Here is a 15,982-nt window from a genome sequence, read left to right on the forward strand (position 1 = left end):
TTCTCCGTGGCGCAATCAGTTCGTGGTAGGCGTCATGCACGCGGCGTTCAACATGCCGACGCTGATGGCCACGGCGGCGATGTAGATACCGGCGGCGATTTCACCGTTCTTGATACGCGCGGAAGCGCCCTTGAGCACCAGGCTGGTGACCAGGAACGCCAGCAACTGGACGACAGCGGCGATCACCGCCCAGACGACGAAGTCCAGCATGCTGATCGAATAGGCAATCACGTTGCTGGCCGGAATGGCGAAACCGATAAGGGCACCGCTCAGGGCGATGGCCGCAGCCACGTTGCCCGAGCGGATCAGTTCGAACTCTTTGTGCGGCGTGACATGGATGTAGATGAACTGGAACAGGGCGAACAGCACGGCGGCGCCGAGGATGTACAAAACGAAGCCGAACACGGCGGCCTTGTTCAGGGAAATGGAGAGCGCTTCAAGCATGGACTTCTTCCTTATTCAAAGAGTGTTCAGGTCAGTGGTGTACAGCGAAATACCCAGCGAAGTGCTCAGGCTGACAGTGCCTTCGGCGTCCTCTTCAACGGAGAACAACAGGAACTCCCGGCGGTCCGTCAGGCCGGTGTCGCGGGCATACAGCATCGAACGGTGCTCGACGCTGTAGGACTCATCCGGATTACTCACGCGTTCGCTCAACGCCACCAGTTCGGTCTGGCCCGCCTCGGTGCCCCATTCGCGGGTGTACTCGACACCGTTGTGGGTGTAGGTCGGCAGGCCGATCAGGCTTTCAGGGCCGGCCAGCCGGCGCAATTCCGCTTCACTGTTGAGGGTGACGTAGCTGAGGTAGTTGAACAGGATCACCGACTCGACCTGTCCGGCGACGTCGCCGCTGGTGTGCACTTGCAGCCAGTAGTCTTCGTCGTTCATGTAATAGCGCGACAACCAGCTCGACTGTCCGAGGTCGACGACGCCCATGCTCCAGATCTGCTGGGAACCGGGGATGACCACGGTGCTGTTGCCATCGAGCAACAACTTCAGCGTGGCGTCGAACATGACCCCTTTGCCGGATGCCAGGCCCAGCGGCCCACTGATGGGCAGGCTATTGCTGGCGGTCGAGTGCTTGTTCGAGTTCGGGGCCTCAAGCCCCATCAACTGTTTAAACCATCCCATGGGTGATTTCCTTGAGACGCGTGGCGGCGATGTAGAAGAGCTCACCGCCCTCGACGCGCGTGGTGCCGGGCGGGTTGATCGACGGGTGTCGGGCGCCTTTGGCGCGGTAGCCGATGAGTGTAGCGTTGTGCTGTTCTTTCATCCGCGCGTAGAGATCGCCAAATGTGGCTTCAAACGCCTCGGGCAGTTTCATCAGGTATTGAGTGGCGCCTTGGCCCACGCAGAGCAATTCATTGATGACCACTGACGAGCCGGGATCCTGGGAGGCGCGCACCAACATTTCGATGGCCATGCTGGAGGTGCACTCCAGGGTCGGCGCATAGGCGCTGGCAAGGGCGGCGATCTCACTGTCATTGAAGTGGGCGACCACATGCCCGGTTGGGCCCAGTTGATTGACCGCCAGCACGGTGGCCAGGGTCATGTCGTCGGAGTGGGTTCGCACCAGGACGCGCTCGGCGCCGGGTACGCCGGCACGCTGCAACAGTGCCACAGAGGACAGGCTTTCGCCTTTGATGAACGTCGCCTTGCCCGGCATTGGGTTTTCTTCAAGATCGCAATCGCAGATGACGATCAGGTTGTCATTCGACGTTTCGTCCTGCAGCAGCAATTCGATGACCCGCTCGCTGGAGGCGCCCTCCCAGCCGATGAGAACGGTGTGGCCGACCTTGCCGGTGAAATCGCCTTTGCCCTTCATGCCTTTTCTCCATACATCGATGACGCTGCTGGTGGTTTTGCCGATGGCTGCCGTCAGCAGCGCAATGCCCCCGAGCATGACCCAGGTGGCCACGAAAATTCGTCCCGCCGCTGTCTGAGGCGCGAGATCGCCGTAGCCGACGGTGAGCGTGGTGGTGAGATAGAAGTAGGTAAATGTGGCGGCGGCAATCAAGTGTTGCTCGCCCAACAGCACCAGGCCGATCCAGGCCGTGGCCAGGTGCACGCCCAACGCAATGGCCAGGCCCGCCCAGCCGAAACGATGGAAGAAGGACGAAGCGTACGTGCGCAACAATAGGAAAATCGACATTTCGTCCCTGACTCCGTGGGGCTTTGTTCCTGGAGAGGTAATCGCGCTGATATCTGAGTGATCGCGTGCGGTTACCGGGCAGCATTAAACCTGCTGCGGGGCTTGGATAGAAGTGCTTTGGTGACAATAAATCCGGGTTTTTTCGGGAAAACAGGACTAAGACACAAAACTTGAAGCCGAACACAAAACCTGTGAACACAAAACCTGTGGCGAGGGGGTTTATCCCCTCGTCACAAAGTCTGTGCCTGGCTTGCGCCCCGCCCGATTACTCAGCCGATTTTTTCTTCAGGCGTTCCAGAATCGCATTGGCGCTGCCTTCGTTCGGCGTGATGCCGGCGTCGCGCAGTTTGCGCTCCAGGTCCGAGCCGGTCGAAGCCTCGGCCAGCTCGTCCTGGGCTTGCAGTTCAGCCGCACGCTGCTGTTGCTTGGCTTGCAGACGGTTCAGGGTACCGACGGCGGTTTCCAGCTTGCCATTGGCGCCGCCGCTGGCGATCGAAGCACTGACCTGGGCCTTCTGCACGCTTTCGCGGGCCTTGGCCATGTCCACTTGCTGGCGCAGGCTCTTGATGCGGCTTTCGGCCTTGGTGATGTCTTTGCGCATGTTGTCCGCGTAACCGCCGAATTCGGTCGCGTGCTTTTGCTCGGCGTCCAGTTCGTTGGTCAGGGTCGAAATGGCTTCGGCCACTTCCAGCGCCAGGTCTTCGCGGTTGGCCTGGATCGCGGCCAGGGCCTTGGCTTCCAGGTCCTTGATCTTGGCGTTGTATTCGCCGACGCGATCAGTCGCCAGCTTGTGCTTGGCCATGATGGTAACCAGCTCACGCTTGGCGTTGGCCAGCGCGCTGTCGGCGTCGCGAATTTCCTGGTCGAGGATGCGCAGGGCCTGTTGGTCGACGATCGATTCGCCGACTTCGTTGGCACCGCCACGCAAGGCGGTGAACAATTTGCTCCAGATGGACTGAGTCATTGGATAGTTCCTGTTCGGCGAATTAGATGAAGAAGCGTTCGAAGGCTTCGCTGGCGCGCTGGACGTTGTCGACGAGGGTTTTGACCTCAGTCACGACGTTGGTCAGGCTGGAATCGGAGCTCAATGCACCGAACATGTTGTAGACCACCTGCCCGTTGGGCATGGTCTCGATGCCGATGGACGACAGCGGGAACATTTCCCGGCTGCGCAGCACGGCGTCGTTGAATGCCGCGACGTCGCTGATCGACTCGACGTCCACCAGAACGGTGTCGACGATGATCTGGTCACCCACTACCGCGATGTAAATCGGCAAGCCACCGAAGTCGTTCATTTCCAGCTTGATGCTGGACTCCGAGCCTTGAACGAGGGAAAGGGTGATGTCGTTGGCAACCACTTCGTCCAGGGCCTGGAGGGCGCTGTAGAGGCGATCGATGTTCCAGTTGTTACCTGCGCTCATGTAATTCTCCGACATGAATGAGCCAGCCAGAATCGGTTGGCGTAGCTGTTTCTCCATCTGCTTGAGCAGGCTTCGGTTTTCAGGAAGCACCCAAGTTTCATGTTTCACATACCCGGCGGCACTCAGGCCGGCGCGCATCTGCTTCATGTAGAAGCTCGATGGTTTTTTCGCGGCGGGTTTGGAGCGCTCTCCCTTGCTGCTCGCTGAATCATCATCAGGCCCGCCTGGCGGATCCGATGGAGAGCTGGTTTGCATGGTGCTGACCCCACTGTGAAAAACTCACGCGTGAGAAACACTACAGGTACTTTCTAAACCCCACAATAGCTCACGCGTGAGATTTTTTTCGGGGCAACTGATGACCTCTGGTGGGAGCGAGCTTGCTCGCGATAGCGGTGTATCAGGTACGTAGATGCTGAATGTGCCACCGCAATCGCGAGCAAGCTCGCTCCCACAGGATCTTCCCTAGGTTGAAGTATTTCCGATGGCGTCTTACGGGTAACTAAAACTCTTAACCAACATCAACTCCCCCGCCGTCCGCATCGGCACCACGAAGGTTTCCATCTTCTCGCTCGGCGTGCCTTCTTCGGTGATCACGCTGATTTGTGCCGTGGTCAGGGCTTGTTGCGCTTGTTCCTCGCCGTCTTCATCACTGCGATAACCGCCGCCGTAGTAGTTCACATACACCAGGTACTGGCCTTTGATCGGCGCGGGCATGGCGATGATTTCCGGGCCGTAGCCGGTGGTGACGTCGACGTCGAGGGCCGCACCGTTGGGGACGACGCGGTCGCCGTACCAGATGTGCGCGCCGTCCGGGGTGATGAGGTGCAAGTCCAGGTCGGTGCCGTCGCTGTCCCAGGTCAGCAGCACCCGCAGCTTGGCCGGGGTGGCACCGCCGCTGGTGTTGAGAAATTGCGTGCGATGGCGCTGCTGGCCGTCGGGGCTGCGCACTTCGACGCTGTTGCTGCCATTGGGGAACGAAAACGGCCGGTCGAAGCGGCCCTCCGAGTCAAGCTTCAATGGCAGGGTCACGCCGTTGATGATGAGTTTGCCTGGCTCGCTGCCTTCCTTGGGTGCGCCTTTGATCTGGCCGGTGATTCGGGCGGTGCTGGCCTGGCCTGGGGGCGTGTTGACCGACGAAGCCGGGTAGTTGACGGTCTGGCTGAAACTTTCGCCTTCACCGCCCGGCGCACCGCTGCGCCAGCCGCCGATCGGGGTGTCGAGCTTGATGTGGTCGGCGGCCATGGCCGGTGGCAACGCGGTCAAGGCGCAGAGCAACAGCAAGACCTGTGGATAACGGAGTGTCATGGTCTATTCCAGCAAGAGGTGACGGGCGAGCCCTTCGATATAGTTTTCGTCCTGGCCGTTGGGGTGAGCTTCGAAGGCCAGGTGCAAATATTCATGAGTCAGGTCAAGGCGGTCTTGCAGCGACAGCACGCCGCGCACATAGATGCGCTGGCGCTCGCGGTCGACATAAGGTCGGCCGAACGCCACACGGCACACTGCGAAAGCACTGATTTCGTTGTAGCCCACTTCGCTTTCCAGCCGCGAGCGCCAGCCGCGCCGCTGTTTCAGCAACCAGTCCTGGGCAGCCGGCAGTGCTTCGCAGGACGCCACCGGGTTGTCCCAGCGGCTGAGGCTGGCGCGCGGGTAGGCATGCAGCAGAATGGTGTCGTAGCGTTGGCCGGCGTTGGCTTGCTCCACGGCTTGGGCCCAGGACAATTTGTCCGGGCCGGCCTGGTCGGAGTGGTAGGTGACATCGGTGCCGGCCAGCACCAGATCGCTGGTCCAGGCGGCAATGGCGCGGGTTTCGGGCGCCGCTGGGCGCGGGGCGACGCGTTGGCGATGGCTGCTGTCGTCGATGCTCAGGCAGTCGCCGTTGCGTTGAGCGTTTTGCAGCAGGTAGGTGCGGGCCGCCACGGCCAAGGCCTTGGCGGCCTCGACGGGCTCAGCCTTGGCCTCCCGTTGCAGGACCCGGGCGACGTACTCTTCCCGGTCCAGTCGTGCCACCAGCTTGCCGGGCATCAGGAACAGCTCGCCGTCGCTGTGGATATCCAACTGGTTACCGTTGCTGAATTCAACGCGGTAGTCGCCGCGCAGTTGACCCGGCGTGGCTGGCCGGTCGCCCGCCATCACCCGTTGCCAGGGATAACGGGCAAACAGGCCGACTTCCACACACCGCCCGGTTTCCGCCGGCCAGCGCGATGGCAATGCCGTCGCCAAGCCATCGCCATACACCTTCAAGACCTGCTGGCTGGTGCCGCGCCCACCGGCCCACACCGGTGTGCCGTCAGCCAGCCAACCGGCGAAACCGCCCTGGCGCGACGAGGGCCCCTGGTCACCCAGCCAGCTCCAGGTCTTGACCCGCAGGCGGCTGCCCAACTCGCCGACCAGTCGCCCGTCCGCCGCGTTGAGCACCACGTCCAGCAGCACCCGACGGGCCTGGTCCTGGGCCGGCAACGTTGCCAGGGCCTTGAGCAATTGCGCGACAGGCACCTGCTGTTGAGGTTGCAAGGCGGGCAAGTCCGACAGCCACGCCGGCGCCTGGCGGGTTTGCCAGTAGTCGCGCCAGTCCGAGGCCGAAAGCCCGAGCCGCTGCGGTTCGAAGTACAAGCCGCAGGATTTCACCAGGGCCTGATCGCGACCGATGCTCTGCCCGGCATTGCAGCAATAGACCTCTTCCTTCGATTCGCCGCGACACTCGTAAACCGGCTCGCGGGCGTTGGTGTCCACCAGCCAGGCGTAGACAAACAGCTTCCACAGGCTGCCCAGCGGCGCCTGCAAGGCATCAGGCAGTGGCTGACGATCCAGCACCTGGGTCTGGCTGACTCGCAGCAACTGACCGTCGAAAGCCAGGCGCAGCGGCTCGTCCTGCGCTGTTGCCAGCGCAGGGATCAAGCACAACAGCCAGCCAACCCACGGCCTGCGCATGTCAGTTGACCGTCACCTGACCGAGCGCCGGTTTCTGTTCCCGCGCCTGATTCTGCGGCGCGTAGACCTGAGTGAAACGCACCGGCGGCAAGCTGAACTGACCCTTCTGGGAGAAACGCACCAAATGCCGCAGGCGCAGTTCGCCACTGAGGGCATCCACCGGCACTGCATAAGCCATCTGGCCCGGCTCGAAGCGCGCTCTTTCCAGGGAAGTCGGTTCGCTGTCGGCCTTGCCCATCAACTGGATGCCCCAGGTGGTGCGCTCCACATCGGCGCCCGGTGGCAGCGGCACTTCGAGCATGCCGTAGCGCAGCGGCGTCGGCGCCTTGCTGTTGATGATCACTTCATCCAGATAGAGGCTGTCGCTGGACAACGGCTTGTTGCCCACGGCTTCGAGCTTGAAGGTGAACGCCTCATCGCCCGGCACCAGCCGCGACAGGCGACGGGTGATGGACACCGCCATCGGTGCTACTGGCGCTTGCTGGCTCTGGAAACTCAGTGCCGCTTGCAGCGGACGCTCCTCGGCACCGGTCAGCGTCAGCATCGTCGGAAGCTGCGCGCCCTGCCATTGCCAGTAGGTTTCACCGGTGGCGCCTTGCTTGGCTTTCCAGCCTTCGCCCGGAGCCAGTGCCACAGCCGGCGCGGTCTGCTCGATACTGCCTTGCAGCCAGGTCAGGGCCAAGGCCCGTTCCAGGGTGGACTGTTGCGGCAACACGCGTTCCAGCAAAGCCGTGGCGCGAGCCTGATCGAAGTTCTGCAGCGACAGCACCAGGGCCTCGACGAACGGCTGGGAGCTGAGTTCCAGTTGCTGTTGCGCGGCGTCTGCTTGACGGCTGAAAGCCGCCGGCAATGGCACCTTCGCCTGTTTCGCCAAGGACGCGGTCAGCACCCGGGCACTGGCCAGCCCCAGGGCCGAATCCGGAGCGTTCATCACCAGGCTGTCTTCGCCGCTGTCCAGCACGCTTTCGCTGCTGTCTTCACTGGCCTTCGCCAGGTCGTCCATCAGGCCGCTGAGCAAGGTATTCACCGGCAGTTGCATCTGCTTGGCGAACGACAGGATCAGCGCACGTTGCAGCAGTGGCGTGTCACCGGCCTGCTTGGCGTAGACCTCCAGCACCCGCTGCCAGTGTTCCGGCGGCAGGCTCAGGTCCAGGGCCTTGCTGGCGTGCCAGTCGGCGTAATAGGCGTAGGCGGTGAGGAACGCATCCGGCTCGCCGTCCTGGCCCCACCAGGTGAAGCTCGCCGAAGGCCCGGCCATCTGCACCAGGCGCAAGCGACTGTTTTGCATGATCAGGCGCAAGCGATCGCGGATCTGCGGGTTCGACGCCAGGGCCGGGTAGGCAATGCTCAACGGCAGCAGGCGGCTGGCGGTCTGCTCGACGCCGCCGTAGGGGTAGCTCAGCAGATCATCCAGGGCCGAACGGAACAGCGCTTGCGGGCTGTCATCCAGGCGCAGTCGGATGTCGCTGGCGTCAGCCGGCAGGGTCAGCGGAGTGTCACCGCTGGCCACATCGAGGCGCTGGCTCTGGGTCACTTGCCAACCGTTGCCGCTGGCGTTCAGGTGTACAGCCAGGGCGTCCTGGGTTTCACCGTTCAACTGCAACTGCACGCTCAAGTCACCGTTGCTCAGTTCCAAGGCCGGCAGCGGTACGTAGTTGATGCCATTTTTCAGCTCTACCACCACGCGCTGTTCAGCACCGGCGTAACGGATCAACAGCTCAGCTTTCAGCGGCTTTTCCGCCTGACTGAAGGCAAACAGGCCCATCTGCGGTTTGTCGCCAGTGCGGAACCGGGTCGGGCCGCTCCACTTCAGGTACAGCGGTTTTTCCGAACCGATGAATTGTTTCTTCTGACCCACCTGGCCGTCATCGGAGATGGCCCGGGCGGTGATGCGCCAACGGGTCAGGGAGTCCGGCATCTTGAAGGTGAAGCGAACCTTGCCGCTGGCGTCGGTGACCAGCTCCGGCTGCCACGCGGCGGTGTCGACGTCTTCACGACGCGGCCGCTCCAGCACCTTGACCCCACGCTCGCTGCGGTTGGCCTTGCCCGGCGCGCCGGGGCTGCCCGGCAGTGCCACGTCGTAGCTGATGAACGACAGGCTGGCGCTGGTGCGCACGTTGTTGCGACGCGGGTGATAGAAGAACTGGTCGATGGTCGGCGCCACTTCCGGTTGCAGGGCGTAGACCATTTCATCGACGACGCTGACGGTCAGGTGCGCGGGGATCGCCTTGCCAGCGAACTGGGTGCTCAGGTCCACGGTCACCGTGTCGCCCGGCCGGTAGGTGGCTTTATCGGTGACGACGGCGACGTCGATCTGCGGCGCAACCACCTTGATGCCGGCGTTCTGGAAGCTGTACTGGCCGCCCTTGGTGTAGAGCACCGAGAAGGTCATGTTTGGCGCGAAGGCGTCCTTCACCGGAATCCGCGCGCGGTATTGGGTGTCACTGAGCTTTTCCATCTTCAGCCAGTCACTGCCCTTGGACAGCAGCGCCGTGGCCTCGACCTTGTCACGCTCAAGCGACAGCAACGCATCGCTGACCGGTTCCGGAAAGGTGATCAGCGCCAGGGCTTCATCACCCATTTTGTATTCGGTTTTATCGAGAACGATCTCTACGGTGCCCGGGACGGCCTTGATGCCTTCGCCGGTCACGGCATGGCCGGCGGCGCCAATGACTCGGCCGTGGTCATCCTTGAGTGTCAGGTTGTAGGTGCCGGGGCGGTCGAAGGTCAGGCTGAAACCCTTGTCCTTGGCCGCAAGCTTGCCTTCGCCGGTGCTCTGGTCTTCCAGCCGTACCCAGCCATAACTGCCCGGGGTCACGGCTTTGGCCTGGTCGTTGCTGCCTTCGTTGGCGTAGCTGAACGAAACCTTCTGGCCGACGGCGCTGAACCGCTGGGGTGCGCTCAGGCGGAAATTCGCCGCGCCACGGTCGATGAGGATTTCCTTGGTGGTCTTGACCCGATACGCCGCGCCGTCGCTGGCAAACACGGTCAACGTGTAGCGGCTCGGCTTGTCGGCGGCCGGCAGGTCGAGGATGGCGTTGCCCTTGGCATCGGTGGTCACTTCGCTGCTGGTCAGCTCCACCGGGAATTGCCCCAGGTATTGCAGCTCGTTATCCACCATCGACAATTGCTGGGCCCGCAGGCTCAGGCTGACCTTGGCGTTGGCCACCGGCTTGCCGTCCGGGTACAGCAGCACGAGATTGCCCTTGACCGGCTCACCGGTGCGGTAATCCTGCTTGGCCAGGTTCAGGGCTATTTCGAAGTGCGGCTTGATGTATTCGGCCACGCGGAAGGCGCTGCTGTAGAGCTGGTCCTTGTAGCTGAAGCGCAGCTCATAGCCGCCGGCCACGGCGTTTTCCGGCAGTTGGAAACGGCCTTGGGTACCGGCCTTGGAATCCAGTTTCAGGGCCAGGGTTTGCAGGGCGGTGCCGGTGGCATCCAGTACGCTGACATTGACGTCGGCGGCGCTCGGTTGCACCGAATCACGGGCGTTCTTGAATTCACGGCCGACGATTTTCAGCGACACCCAATCCCCCGGCCGGTACAGCGGCCGGTCGGTGAAGGCATAGAGCTTGGTGTCGTAGATTTCGCTGTCGTAGTAGAAGTTTTCCGAGACGAATACCCCGCCCTCCTCGTCTTCGCCGATGACGAACGAACGTTCCGGGCTGACGTGCTTGAGGCGCAGCAAACCGTCTTCATCGGTGGCACCGCTGCTCATCACGCCCAGGCCGTCGGTCCACAGCACGTTGACCTTGGGCACCGAACGACCTTCATGCTTGCGTGCGGCCCAGACCAGCAGCTCGTCACCGGCAATCTTGCTCACCGCCACGGTGTTGGAGACGAAGACCATGGTGGTCGCGCGGTACTTGCCGATCAGTGCTTCCACCAGGTACAGGCCCGGCTTCAACTGGCCCAGCGGCACGTAGACGTTGCCCGGCGCGACGCTGATGAAGTCACTGGACGAACCGGCCAGGTTGACGCCCGCAGGCGGCTGGATCGGCTTGGCCTGCCACAGCGGATAACGGAACTGGCTGACCACCGGCAAACCCGGGATCAAGGCGAACTGTGCCGGCGCGTCGTACGGAGTCGGTGCAACCAGGGCGTTGCCGACCTTCAATTCCGGCACTTCTTCAGTGACTTGCTGGCGCGACTCGTAGGAGAACGCCCGCTGCATGACCCGACGGGATTTGCGATACCAGTTGTCCCACAGGTACGCGAGGGTGTTCGACAGGCCTTCGCCCTTGAACTGGCCATCGCTGACTACGCGGTGCAGGTTTTTCTGGCGCTTGAGGAAATCCAGCGGCTTGTCGATGCGATAGACGCGGATATCGGCGCCGCCGTAAGGCTCCATGCGGAACCGACGATAGTCGCGGCCCGGCGCTTCGAGGCGAACCATGGCCTGCTCGTCGCTGGCAAAGCTGCTGTCGGCCAGCAGGAAGAAACTTTCACCGGACACCGGCGTGTAGCCGCTGGGCTCCACGGTGTCTTCGGCATTCACCAGGGGTGCCAGCAACAGGGCAAACAACAAGGGCAGTTTTGAACACAAGCGCAGCATGCGGGCACCGGTCATTGGGAGAGAAAGTTGAGTCGATAGACGCCGATGAAGTTGGGGTTGGCTGCGTCGGGTATCCATCGGGTGTCCTTCCAGTTCATGAGTTGTTGCAGGCTTGCGGAGCGCATGCCGTTGTCGGTAGGGGTTGTGGTGCCGGTGTGATAGGCGATGTAGCGGCCCATCCAGATCATCAGGTGCTGGTCGTCGCCCTGATCGAAGAACATCAGGTCGCCAGGGCGGGCCTGGGCCACATCGCGGCCCACCAGGCGACTGTTGAACTGGATCAGCTTGATGGCGTTGACGTAGGGCCCGACCTTGCCGCCGCCCTGCTGCCATTGCTGGGCGAGGCGTCGTTGCGCATCGCTCAGGGGCAACTCCGGTGGCAGGTAGCGATTGGACAGGCCATTGCTGCGCAGCCATTTGTCGTCATGGACCTTCAGCGCTTCGTTGGCGGCAAAGCGCACCAGCCCGGCACAGTCCTGCTGATACCAGCGCGGGCTCGGGCCTCTGGACAGTTGTTCCTGGGCAATGCGCACGAACCAGGCACGAAAGACCTGGGACTGCTGCACATCCAGCGCCGGCGTCTCGACGGCAAACGCCTGCCCACCGAGCAGCAACGCCAGCAACAAGGTCAATCCGGAGGTGCGGATCATTCCGGTCACAGCGCTTTCCATTCCAATGGCAGCCACTGCCAGTGACCGTCCGGCTCGCTGCCCTCAGGCAACGTCAGGGCGTATTTGCCGTAGCCGCCGAGGGTGCGCAGTTTCGGAATCAGGTAGGTTTGCGCGGCGTTGTAGAACACCGGCTCCATGTCCTGGGGCAGGCTGTCGAGGGTTTCGCGCTGCATCAGTTGCGCCATGGCGTCCGGGCCGAAGTAGATCGGCATCAGGACATCCTTGGGCACCACGTCGGCCATGGGCGGGAAGCGTTTGTCGAGGGTGCCGAGGGCCTTGTCCACCAACTTGTCGTCGAGGGAAAACAGCAAGGTTGAACCGTGACGCGCCAGGCTCACGCGCATGAACGCCTTGCCGGTGATCGCATCGGGCTGCTCTGCGTCCTTGGCCAGGTAGGGGCCGAAATTGGAGCTGACCTGACGCTGCCACTGGTGCGTCGAGCCTTCTTGCTTCTCGACCACGGGGAACGCATGTTCGGCGACGTTGTTTTCATAGGCGCCCACCATCGAACCGAACAGCTTGCCCATGTCGGCGTCGAGCTTGCCGTCGTCTTCGTTCAGGCTCGCCACCAGCAGCGGCGTGTACAGCCGCGAATCGGCGTACCAGCACAGGCCTGCCGCGCCGGCCATATGGTCGATCATGGATTGGGCGGCCTTGTCGTCGGCACCGAGTCTCACCAGCAAGGGTTTCTGTTGCTCGGCGGCCAGGGGCAAAGCGACGCAGGCACTGGCGCCCATGGGCATGGCCTGCCAGATCGGCTTGAAGTCGAAGTCCGGCTGGTTTTCCTGTTCGTCCAGGGCCAGGAAGCTGTGCCAGCCCTTGTCGTCCATGTCGAAACGCAAACCCGCGAAGTTCGGGATGAAACGCTGGTAGCCCATGGCAAGAACGCTGGCGTTGACCGAAAGACGTTGCTTCACTTCCGGCGCCTTGGGCGGCAGGCCGAAGGCTTCGGGGAAGAGTTTTTCACCGGCCAGCAGCGCTTCGAGGGCCTGGGTCGAGACCATGCCGGGCTCATCGACAGGGCCATTAGCGTTGTCGTAAAGCTTGGTCGGATTCGACAGCACGACCATCTTGTCGCCATGGGAGGCGAAGGCCAGGGATTTGCTGGCGTTATAGCTCAGTTGGTAAAGCGCGACCTCATCGCCGCCCACCTTCAGGTCGCCGAGCTTGCTCAACTGGGTGTCGTCCAAGGCGACTTTCGCCAACGGCTCCAGCACCTTCGCCAAGCCGCCGCGGTCCATCACCAACAGGAAGTCCTTGAGCCGCCCGTCGGCGCCCCGCCACAGCGCCACATCGGCCGGCTGGTCGAACAACTGCTCGATCAGGCTGTCCTGCAGCTTGAGGTCATGCTCGTAGATGATCCGGCGCAGACTGCCGATCAACCCGAGGCGGTCGGCATGGGCCTCGTAATAGAAGACGAAGTCTTCGGTGAGCGTGGCCTTGAGAAACGGCACCGCCAACAGGTCCTTGGGCAACTGGCTCAGGGAATGCGCCTCAAGCAAGCCGTCGGGGCGGCTCACGCCGAGCTTTTCCAGGGCAAGCTCCATGGGTGGCGCCTTGGGCTTGGTGATGAACCAGCCCAACCCGGCAGCGACACCGACCACCAGGCACAGCCCGATCAGCAGCGCCGGCCAACGGCGTACAGGTTTGGCGAGAGGTGTCGGCGTGGTCGGGGAAGCAGTGTTGTCGCTCATATTCACAAGGGCCTGTTCATCCGTGGAGCGGATACTTAGTAGTTGAAAGTCTTGACCAGCAACAGATCGCCAATGGCGCGCAGGGGCACGACAAAGGTTTCGCGTTTTTCATCGACGGTGTTTTCGTTGAGTACCAGGTTGATCTGCGAGGTGATCACCTCCTTCTCGTTACTGGTTTCCTCGAAGTTGTAGCCGCCGCTGCCGTAGTTGCCCCAATAGTTCACGTAGACCAGATAGGTGCCGTGCATCGGCGCGGTCATGGTGAACATTTCCGGGCCGGGGCCATCGACCCCATCCGGGTCGAGGCCGCCGCCGTTGGTCAGCGCCGGCTGGCCGAAAAACGCATGTTGGCCGTCGGGTGTGACGATATGCAGATCGAGTTCGGCCTTGGGATCGTCCCAGCCCAGCACCACGCGGATCTGCGCGGGGGTGCGCAGGTTGTTGGCCTCATAGAACTGCACGCGCTTGAGGGACTGGCCCTCGGAGCTGCGCACCTCGACGCTGTTGGAGCCGGCGCCGAACGCATAGGGCCGGGCGAAACGCCCTTCGTCGTCGGTATAGAGATTCAATGGATTGCCGTTGACCGCCAGGCTGTGGGGCGGACGGGCCGTGCCCATGGCCTTGAGCCGGCCCTCGATCATCGTGCGATTGCGCTGCACACCCCGGTCGATGGGCGGTGTGGGATAGGCTACCCGTGGATTTTCAGTGCGATCGAGCAAGCCGCTGTAGCGCCAGCCGCCCACCGGCTCCGACATCTCAGCCGAAGGCTGCGCCCACGCCAGCGGCGCACCGAGCAACACGATCAATAAAGAAAGAAAACGCACGTATGCCTCCTGCCATGCATGACGCAACCCGGCGCCCTTCCTCGGCGCTGCTTGTCATTATTCGGGTTTCGTCTGAAGGCCCCGTCGCAAGGGGGCCGTAGATGGCGCGAAGAGTATCGATTTGACGGTTTTTTCACAATCGGGGAACGCGCGATTCTGTGTGGGAAATCACGTACTGAGGGGGCCGTGAGCCGAATAGACGATTTATTCGGCTCACCAGATGAGCCGAATATGAAAAACGATCCCAATTGCTCCCGTGCGGCGAGGGAACTTGCTCCCGCTCGACTGCGCCCTGTAGGTGCTGCCGGAGGCTGCGATCTTTTGATCTTTCGCTTGGGACTCAAATGCCTGGAGAAAGATCGCAGCCTCGTTGCACTCGACAGCTCCTACACAGCCCAGCGGGAGCAAGCTCCCTCGCCACAAAAGCAGTGGGTCACGGGCCGCGTTTGCCCTGCCCTGATTTGCCCCAAAACCCCATGTCTGCTAGTGTCGCGCCGGTTTAACAGTCAACCGGAATAGCCGCCATGGCCCGCAAAAAAGCTGCACTGGATTTCGAACAATCTCTGGCCGACCTGCAAACGCTGGTCGAACGGCTGGAGAACGGCGAATTGTCGCTGGAAGACTCGCTGACCGCCTTCGAGCAGGGTATCGGCTTGACTCGCGACTGCCAGGCGGCGCTGGCCCAGGCCGAGCAGAAGGTGCAATTGCTGCTCGAGCGTGACGGTGAACTGACCGAAGAGCCTTTCGACGCGGAACAGCCTGAATGATCGGCGCCTATCAGGCCGGCAGTCAGGCCCGGGTCAATGCTGCACTGGACACTTTGTTCACCGCGCCAAGCCCGGAGCTGGCGCGCCTGTACGAAGCCATGCGCTACAGCGTGATGAACGGCGGCAAGCGCGTGCGCCCACTGCTGGCCTACGCCGCGTGCGAAGCCTTGGGCGGCCAGGCCGAACAGGCCAACGGCGCGGCGTGCGCAGTGGAGCTGATTCACGCTTATTCGCTGGTTCACGATGACTTGCCGGCCATGGACGACGACGACCTGCGTCGCGGCCAGCCCACCACCCACAAGCAATTCGACGAAGCCTGCGCGATCCTCGCCGGCGACGGCTTGCAGAGCCTGGCCTTCAGCGCCCTGCTGGACCCGACCCTGAGCGATTGCCCGGCGCAGATTCGCCTGGACATGGTCAGTGCCCTGGCGCGGGCGGCGGGCCCCGCCGGGATGGTCGGTGGCCAGGCCATCGACCTTGGTTCGGTGGGCTTGAAGCTGGACCAGAGCGCCCTGGAATACATGCACCGGCACAAGACCGGCGCCTTGATCGAGGCCAGCGTCAAACTCGGCGCCCTCGCCAGCGGCCGGGCGACACCCGCACAACTACAAGCCTTGCAAACCTATGCCCGGGCCATTGGCCTGGCATTCCAGGTGCAGGACGACATCCTCGACGTCGAAAGCGATACCCAGACCCTGGGCAAACGCCAGGGCGCCGACATCGCCCGGGATAAACCGACCTACCCGGCCCTGCTCGGCCTTGACGCCGCCAAGGCTTATGCCCTGGAGTTGCGCGACCAGGCCCTGGCCGCGCTGCGACCCTTTGACGCGCCGGCCGAGCCGTTGCGCGACTTGGCGCGCTATATCGTCGAACGACGCAGTTGATACGGGGTCAACCCCTTTAGACTGCGTATCGGCCAAGTTCCGGCCAACGCGTGGGCAGCTTGCGATGCATAAGGTAAACTGCCGCCTCT

13 protein-coding genes are annotated in these 15,982 nt (G+C 62.6%); 2 read left to right on the top strand and 11 right to left on the bottom strand.

From position 1 onward, the window contains the following. Positions 1-15: 15 nt before the first annotated feature. The 11 genes from ACWNZ1_RS21040 to ACWNZ1_RS21090 all read right to left on the bottom strand — a co-directional run bounded on the left by ACWNZ1_RS21040 (position 16) and on the right by ACWNZ1_RS21090 (position 14,242). Positions 16-444: a DUF350 domain-containing protein gene (locus ACWNZ1_RS21040; protein WP_135847381.1), complete on the bottom strand. Its 429-nt coding sequence runs from the start codon at positions 442-444 to the stop codon at positions 16-18. Positions 445-459: 15 nt separating this feature from the next. Then, positions 460-1,128, bottom strand: coding sequence for a DUF2491 family protein (locus ACWNZ1_RS21045; protein ID WP_135847382.1), 669 nt, complete (start codon positions 1,126-1,128; stop codon positions 460-462). Then, positions 1,115-2,149: an ion channel gene (locus tag ACWNZ1_RS21050; RefSeq protein WP_280944427.1), complete on the bottom strand. Its 1,035-nt coding sequence runs from the start codon at positions 2,147-2,149 to the stop codon at positions 1,115-1,117. The genes ACWNZ1_RS21045 and ACWNZ1_RS21050 overlap by 14 nt, the downstream gene beginning before the upstream one ends. A 265-nt stretch (positions 2,150-2,414) precedes the next feature. Beyond that, the gene (locus ACWNZ1_RS21055) at positions 2,415-3,113 is read right to left on the bottom strand and encodes a PspA/IM30 family protein (protein ID WP_003185899.1); all 699 of its coding nucleotides are present in this window, start codon (positions 3,111-3,113) and stop codon (positions 2,415-2,417) included. A 22-nt stretch (positions 3,114-3,135) separates the two neighbouring features. Next, positions 3,136-3,717 carry a YjfI family protein gene (locus tag ACWNZ1_RS21060; protein ID WP_092258175.1) on the bottom strand — a complete coding sequence of 194 codons (582 nt, stop codon included), beginning with the start codon at positions 3,715-3,717 and terminating at the stop codon, positions 3,136-3,138. A 342-nt stretch (positions 3,718-4,059) separates the two neighbouring features. After that, complete coding sequence (locus tag ACWNZ1_RS21065; protein WP_135847384.1) at positions 4,060-4,875, bottom strand: YfaP family protein; 816 nt, start codon at positions 4,873-4,875, stop codon at positions 4,060-4,062. Positions 4,876-4,878: 3 nt separating this feature from the next. Next, positions 4,879-6,498, bottom strand: a complete 1,620-nt coding sequence (locus ACWNZ1_RS21070; RefSeq protein WP_280944429.1) for a DUF2300 domain-containing protein — start codon at positions 6,496-6,498, stop codon at positions 4,879-4,881. A 1-nt stretch (position 6,499) separates the two neighbouring features. Continuing rightward, the gene (locus ACWNZ1_RS21075; protein WP_265073118.1) at positions 6,500-11,068 is read right to left on the bottom strand and encodes an alpha-2-macroglobulin family protein; all 4,569 of its coding nucleotides are present in this window, start codon (positions 11,066-11,068) and stop codon (positions 6,500-6,502) included. Beyond that, on the bottom strand, positions 11,065-11,703 hold the full coding sequence (locus ACWNZ1_RS21080) for a DUF1175 domain-containing protein (protein WP_406550195.1): 639 nt from the start codon (positions 11,701-11,703) through the stop codon (positions 11,065-11,067). The genes ACWNZ1_RS21075 and ACWNZ1_RS21080 overlap by 4 nt, the downstream gene beginning before the upstream one ends. A gap of 5 nt (positions 11,704-11,708) precedes the next feature. Continuing rightward, on the bottom strand, positions 11,709-13,418 hold the full coding sequence (locus tag ACWNZ1_RS21085; RefSeq protein WP_256453820.1) for a DUF2138 domain-containing protein: 1,710 nt from the start codon (positions 13,416-13,418) through the stop codon (positions 11,709-11,711). Positions 13,419-13,453: 35 nt separating this feature from the next. Then, on the bottom strand, positions 13,454-14,242 hold the full coding sequence (locus tag ACWNZ1_RS21090) for a YfaP family protein (protein WP_135847389.1): 789 nt from the start codon (positions 14,240-14,242) through the stop codon (positions 13,454-13,456). Between the two features lie 524 nt (positions 14,243-14,766). On the opposite strand from ACWNZ1_RS21090, the gene ACWNZ1_RS21095 reads away from it, so the two are divergent. Continuing rightward, positions 14,767-15,009, top strand: a complete 243-nt coding sequence (locus ACWNZ1_RS21095) for an exodeoxyribonuclease VII small subunit (RefSeq protein WP_003185917.1) — start codon at positions 14,767-14,769, stop codon at positions 15,007-15,009. Then, positions 15,006-15,893, top strand: a complete 888-nt coding sequence (ispA, locus tag ACWNZ1_RS21100) for a (2E,6E)-farnesyl diphosphate synthase (protein ID WP_256453821.1) — start codon at positions 15,006-15,008, stop codon at positions 15,891-15,893. Before ACWNZ1_RS21095 ends, ispA begins: the two co-directional genes overlap by 4 nt. Positions 15,894-15,982: the final 89 nt, after the last annotated feature.

The sequence above is a fragment of the Pseudomonas sp. CFBP 5748 genome, from assembly GCF_053850495.1.

Excerpts from the sequence above, each read along its gene's own strand:
- ACWNZ1_RS21070 (WP_280944429.1), bottom strand. The coding sequence starts at position 6,498 with ATGCGCAGGCCGTGGGTTGGCTGGCTGTTGTGCTTGATCCCTGCGCTG.
- ACWNZ1_RS21060 (WP_092258175.1), bottom strand. The coding sequence starts at position 3,717 with ATGAAGCAGATGCGCGCCGGCCTGAGTGCCGCCGGGTATGTGAAACAT.
- ACWNZ1_RS21085 (WP_256453820.1), bottom strand. The coding sequence starts at position 13,418 with ATGAGCGACAACACTGCTTCCCCGACCACGCCGACACCTCTCGCCAAA.
- ACWNZ1_RS21040 (WP_135847381.1), bottom strand. The coding sequence starts at position 444 with ATGCTTGAAGCGCTCTCCATTTCCCTGAACAAGGCCGCCGTGTTCGGC.
- ACWNZ1_RS21045 (WP_135847382.1), bottom strand. The coding sequence starts at position 1,128 with ATGGGATGGTTTAAACAGTTGATGGGGCTTGAGGCCCCGAACTCGAAC.
- ACWNZ1_RS21065 (WP_135847384.1), bottom strand. The coding sequence starts at position 4,875 with ATGACACTCCGTTATCCACAGGTCTTGCTGTTGCTCTGCGCCTTGACC.
- ACWNZ1_RS21050 (WP_280944427.1), bottom strand. The coding sequence starts at position 2,149 with ATGTCGATTTTCCTATTGTTGCGCACGTACGCTTCGTCCTTCTTCCAT.
- ACWNZ1_RS21055 (WP_003185899.1), bottom strand. The coding sequence starts at position 3,113 with ATGACTCAGTCCATCTGGAGCAAATTGTTCACCGCCTTGCGTGGCGGT.
- ACWNZ1_RS21075 (WP_265073118.1), bottom strand. The coding sequence starts at position 11,068 with ATGACCGGTGCCCGCATGCTGCGCTTGTGTTCAAAACTGCCCTTGTTG.
- ispA (WP_256453821.1), top strand. The coding sequence starts at position 15,006 with ATGATCGGCGCCTATCAGGCCGGCAGTCAGGCCCGGGTCAATGCTGCA.
- ACWNZ1_RS21095 (WP_003185917.1), top strand. The coding sequence starts at position 14,767 with ATGGCCCGCAAAAAAGCTGCACTGGATTTCGAACAATCTCTGGCCGAC.
- ACWNZ1_RS21080 (WP_406550195.1), bottom strand. The coding sequence starts at position 11,703 with ATGATCCGCACCTCCGGATTGACCTTGTTGCTGGCGTTGCTGCTCGGT.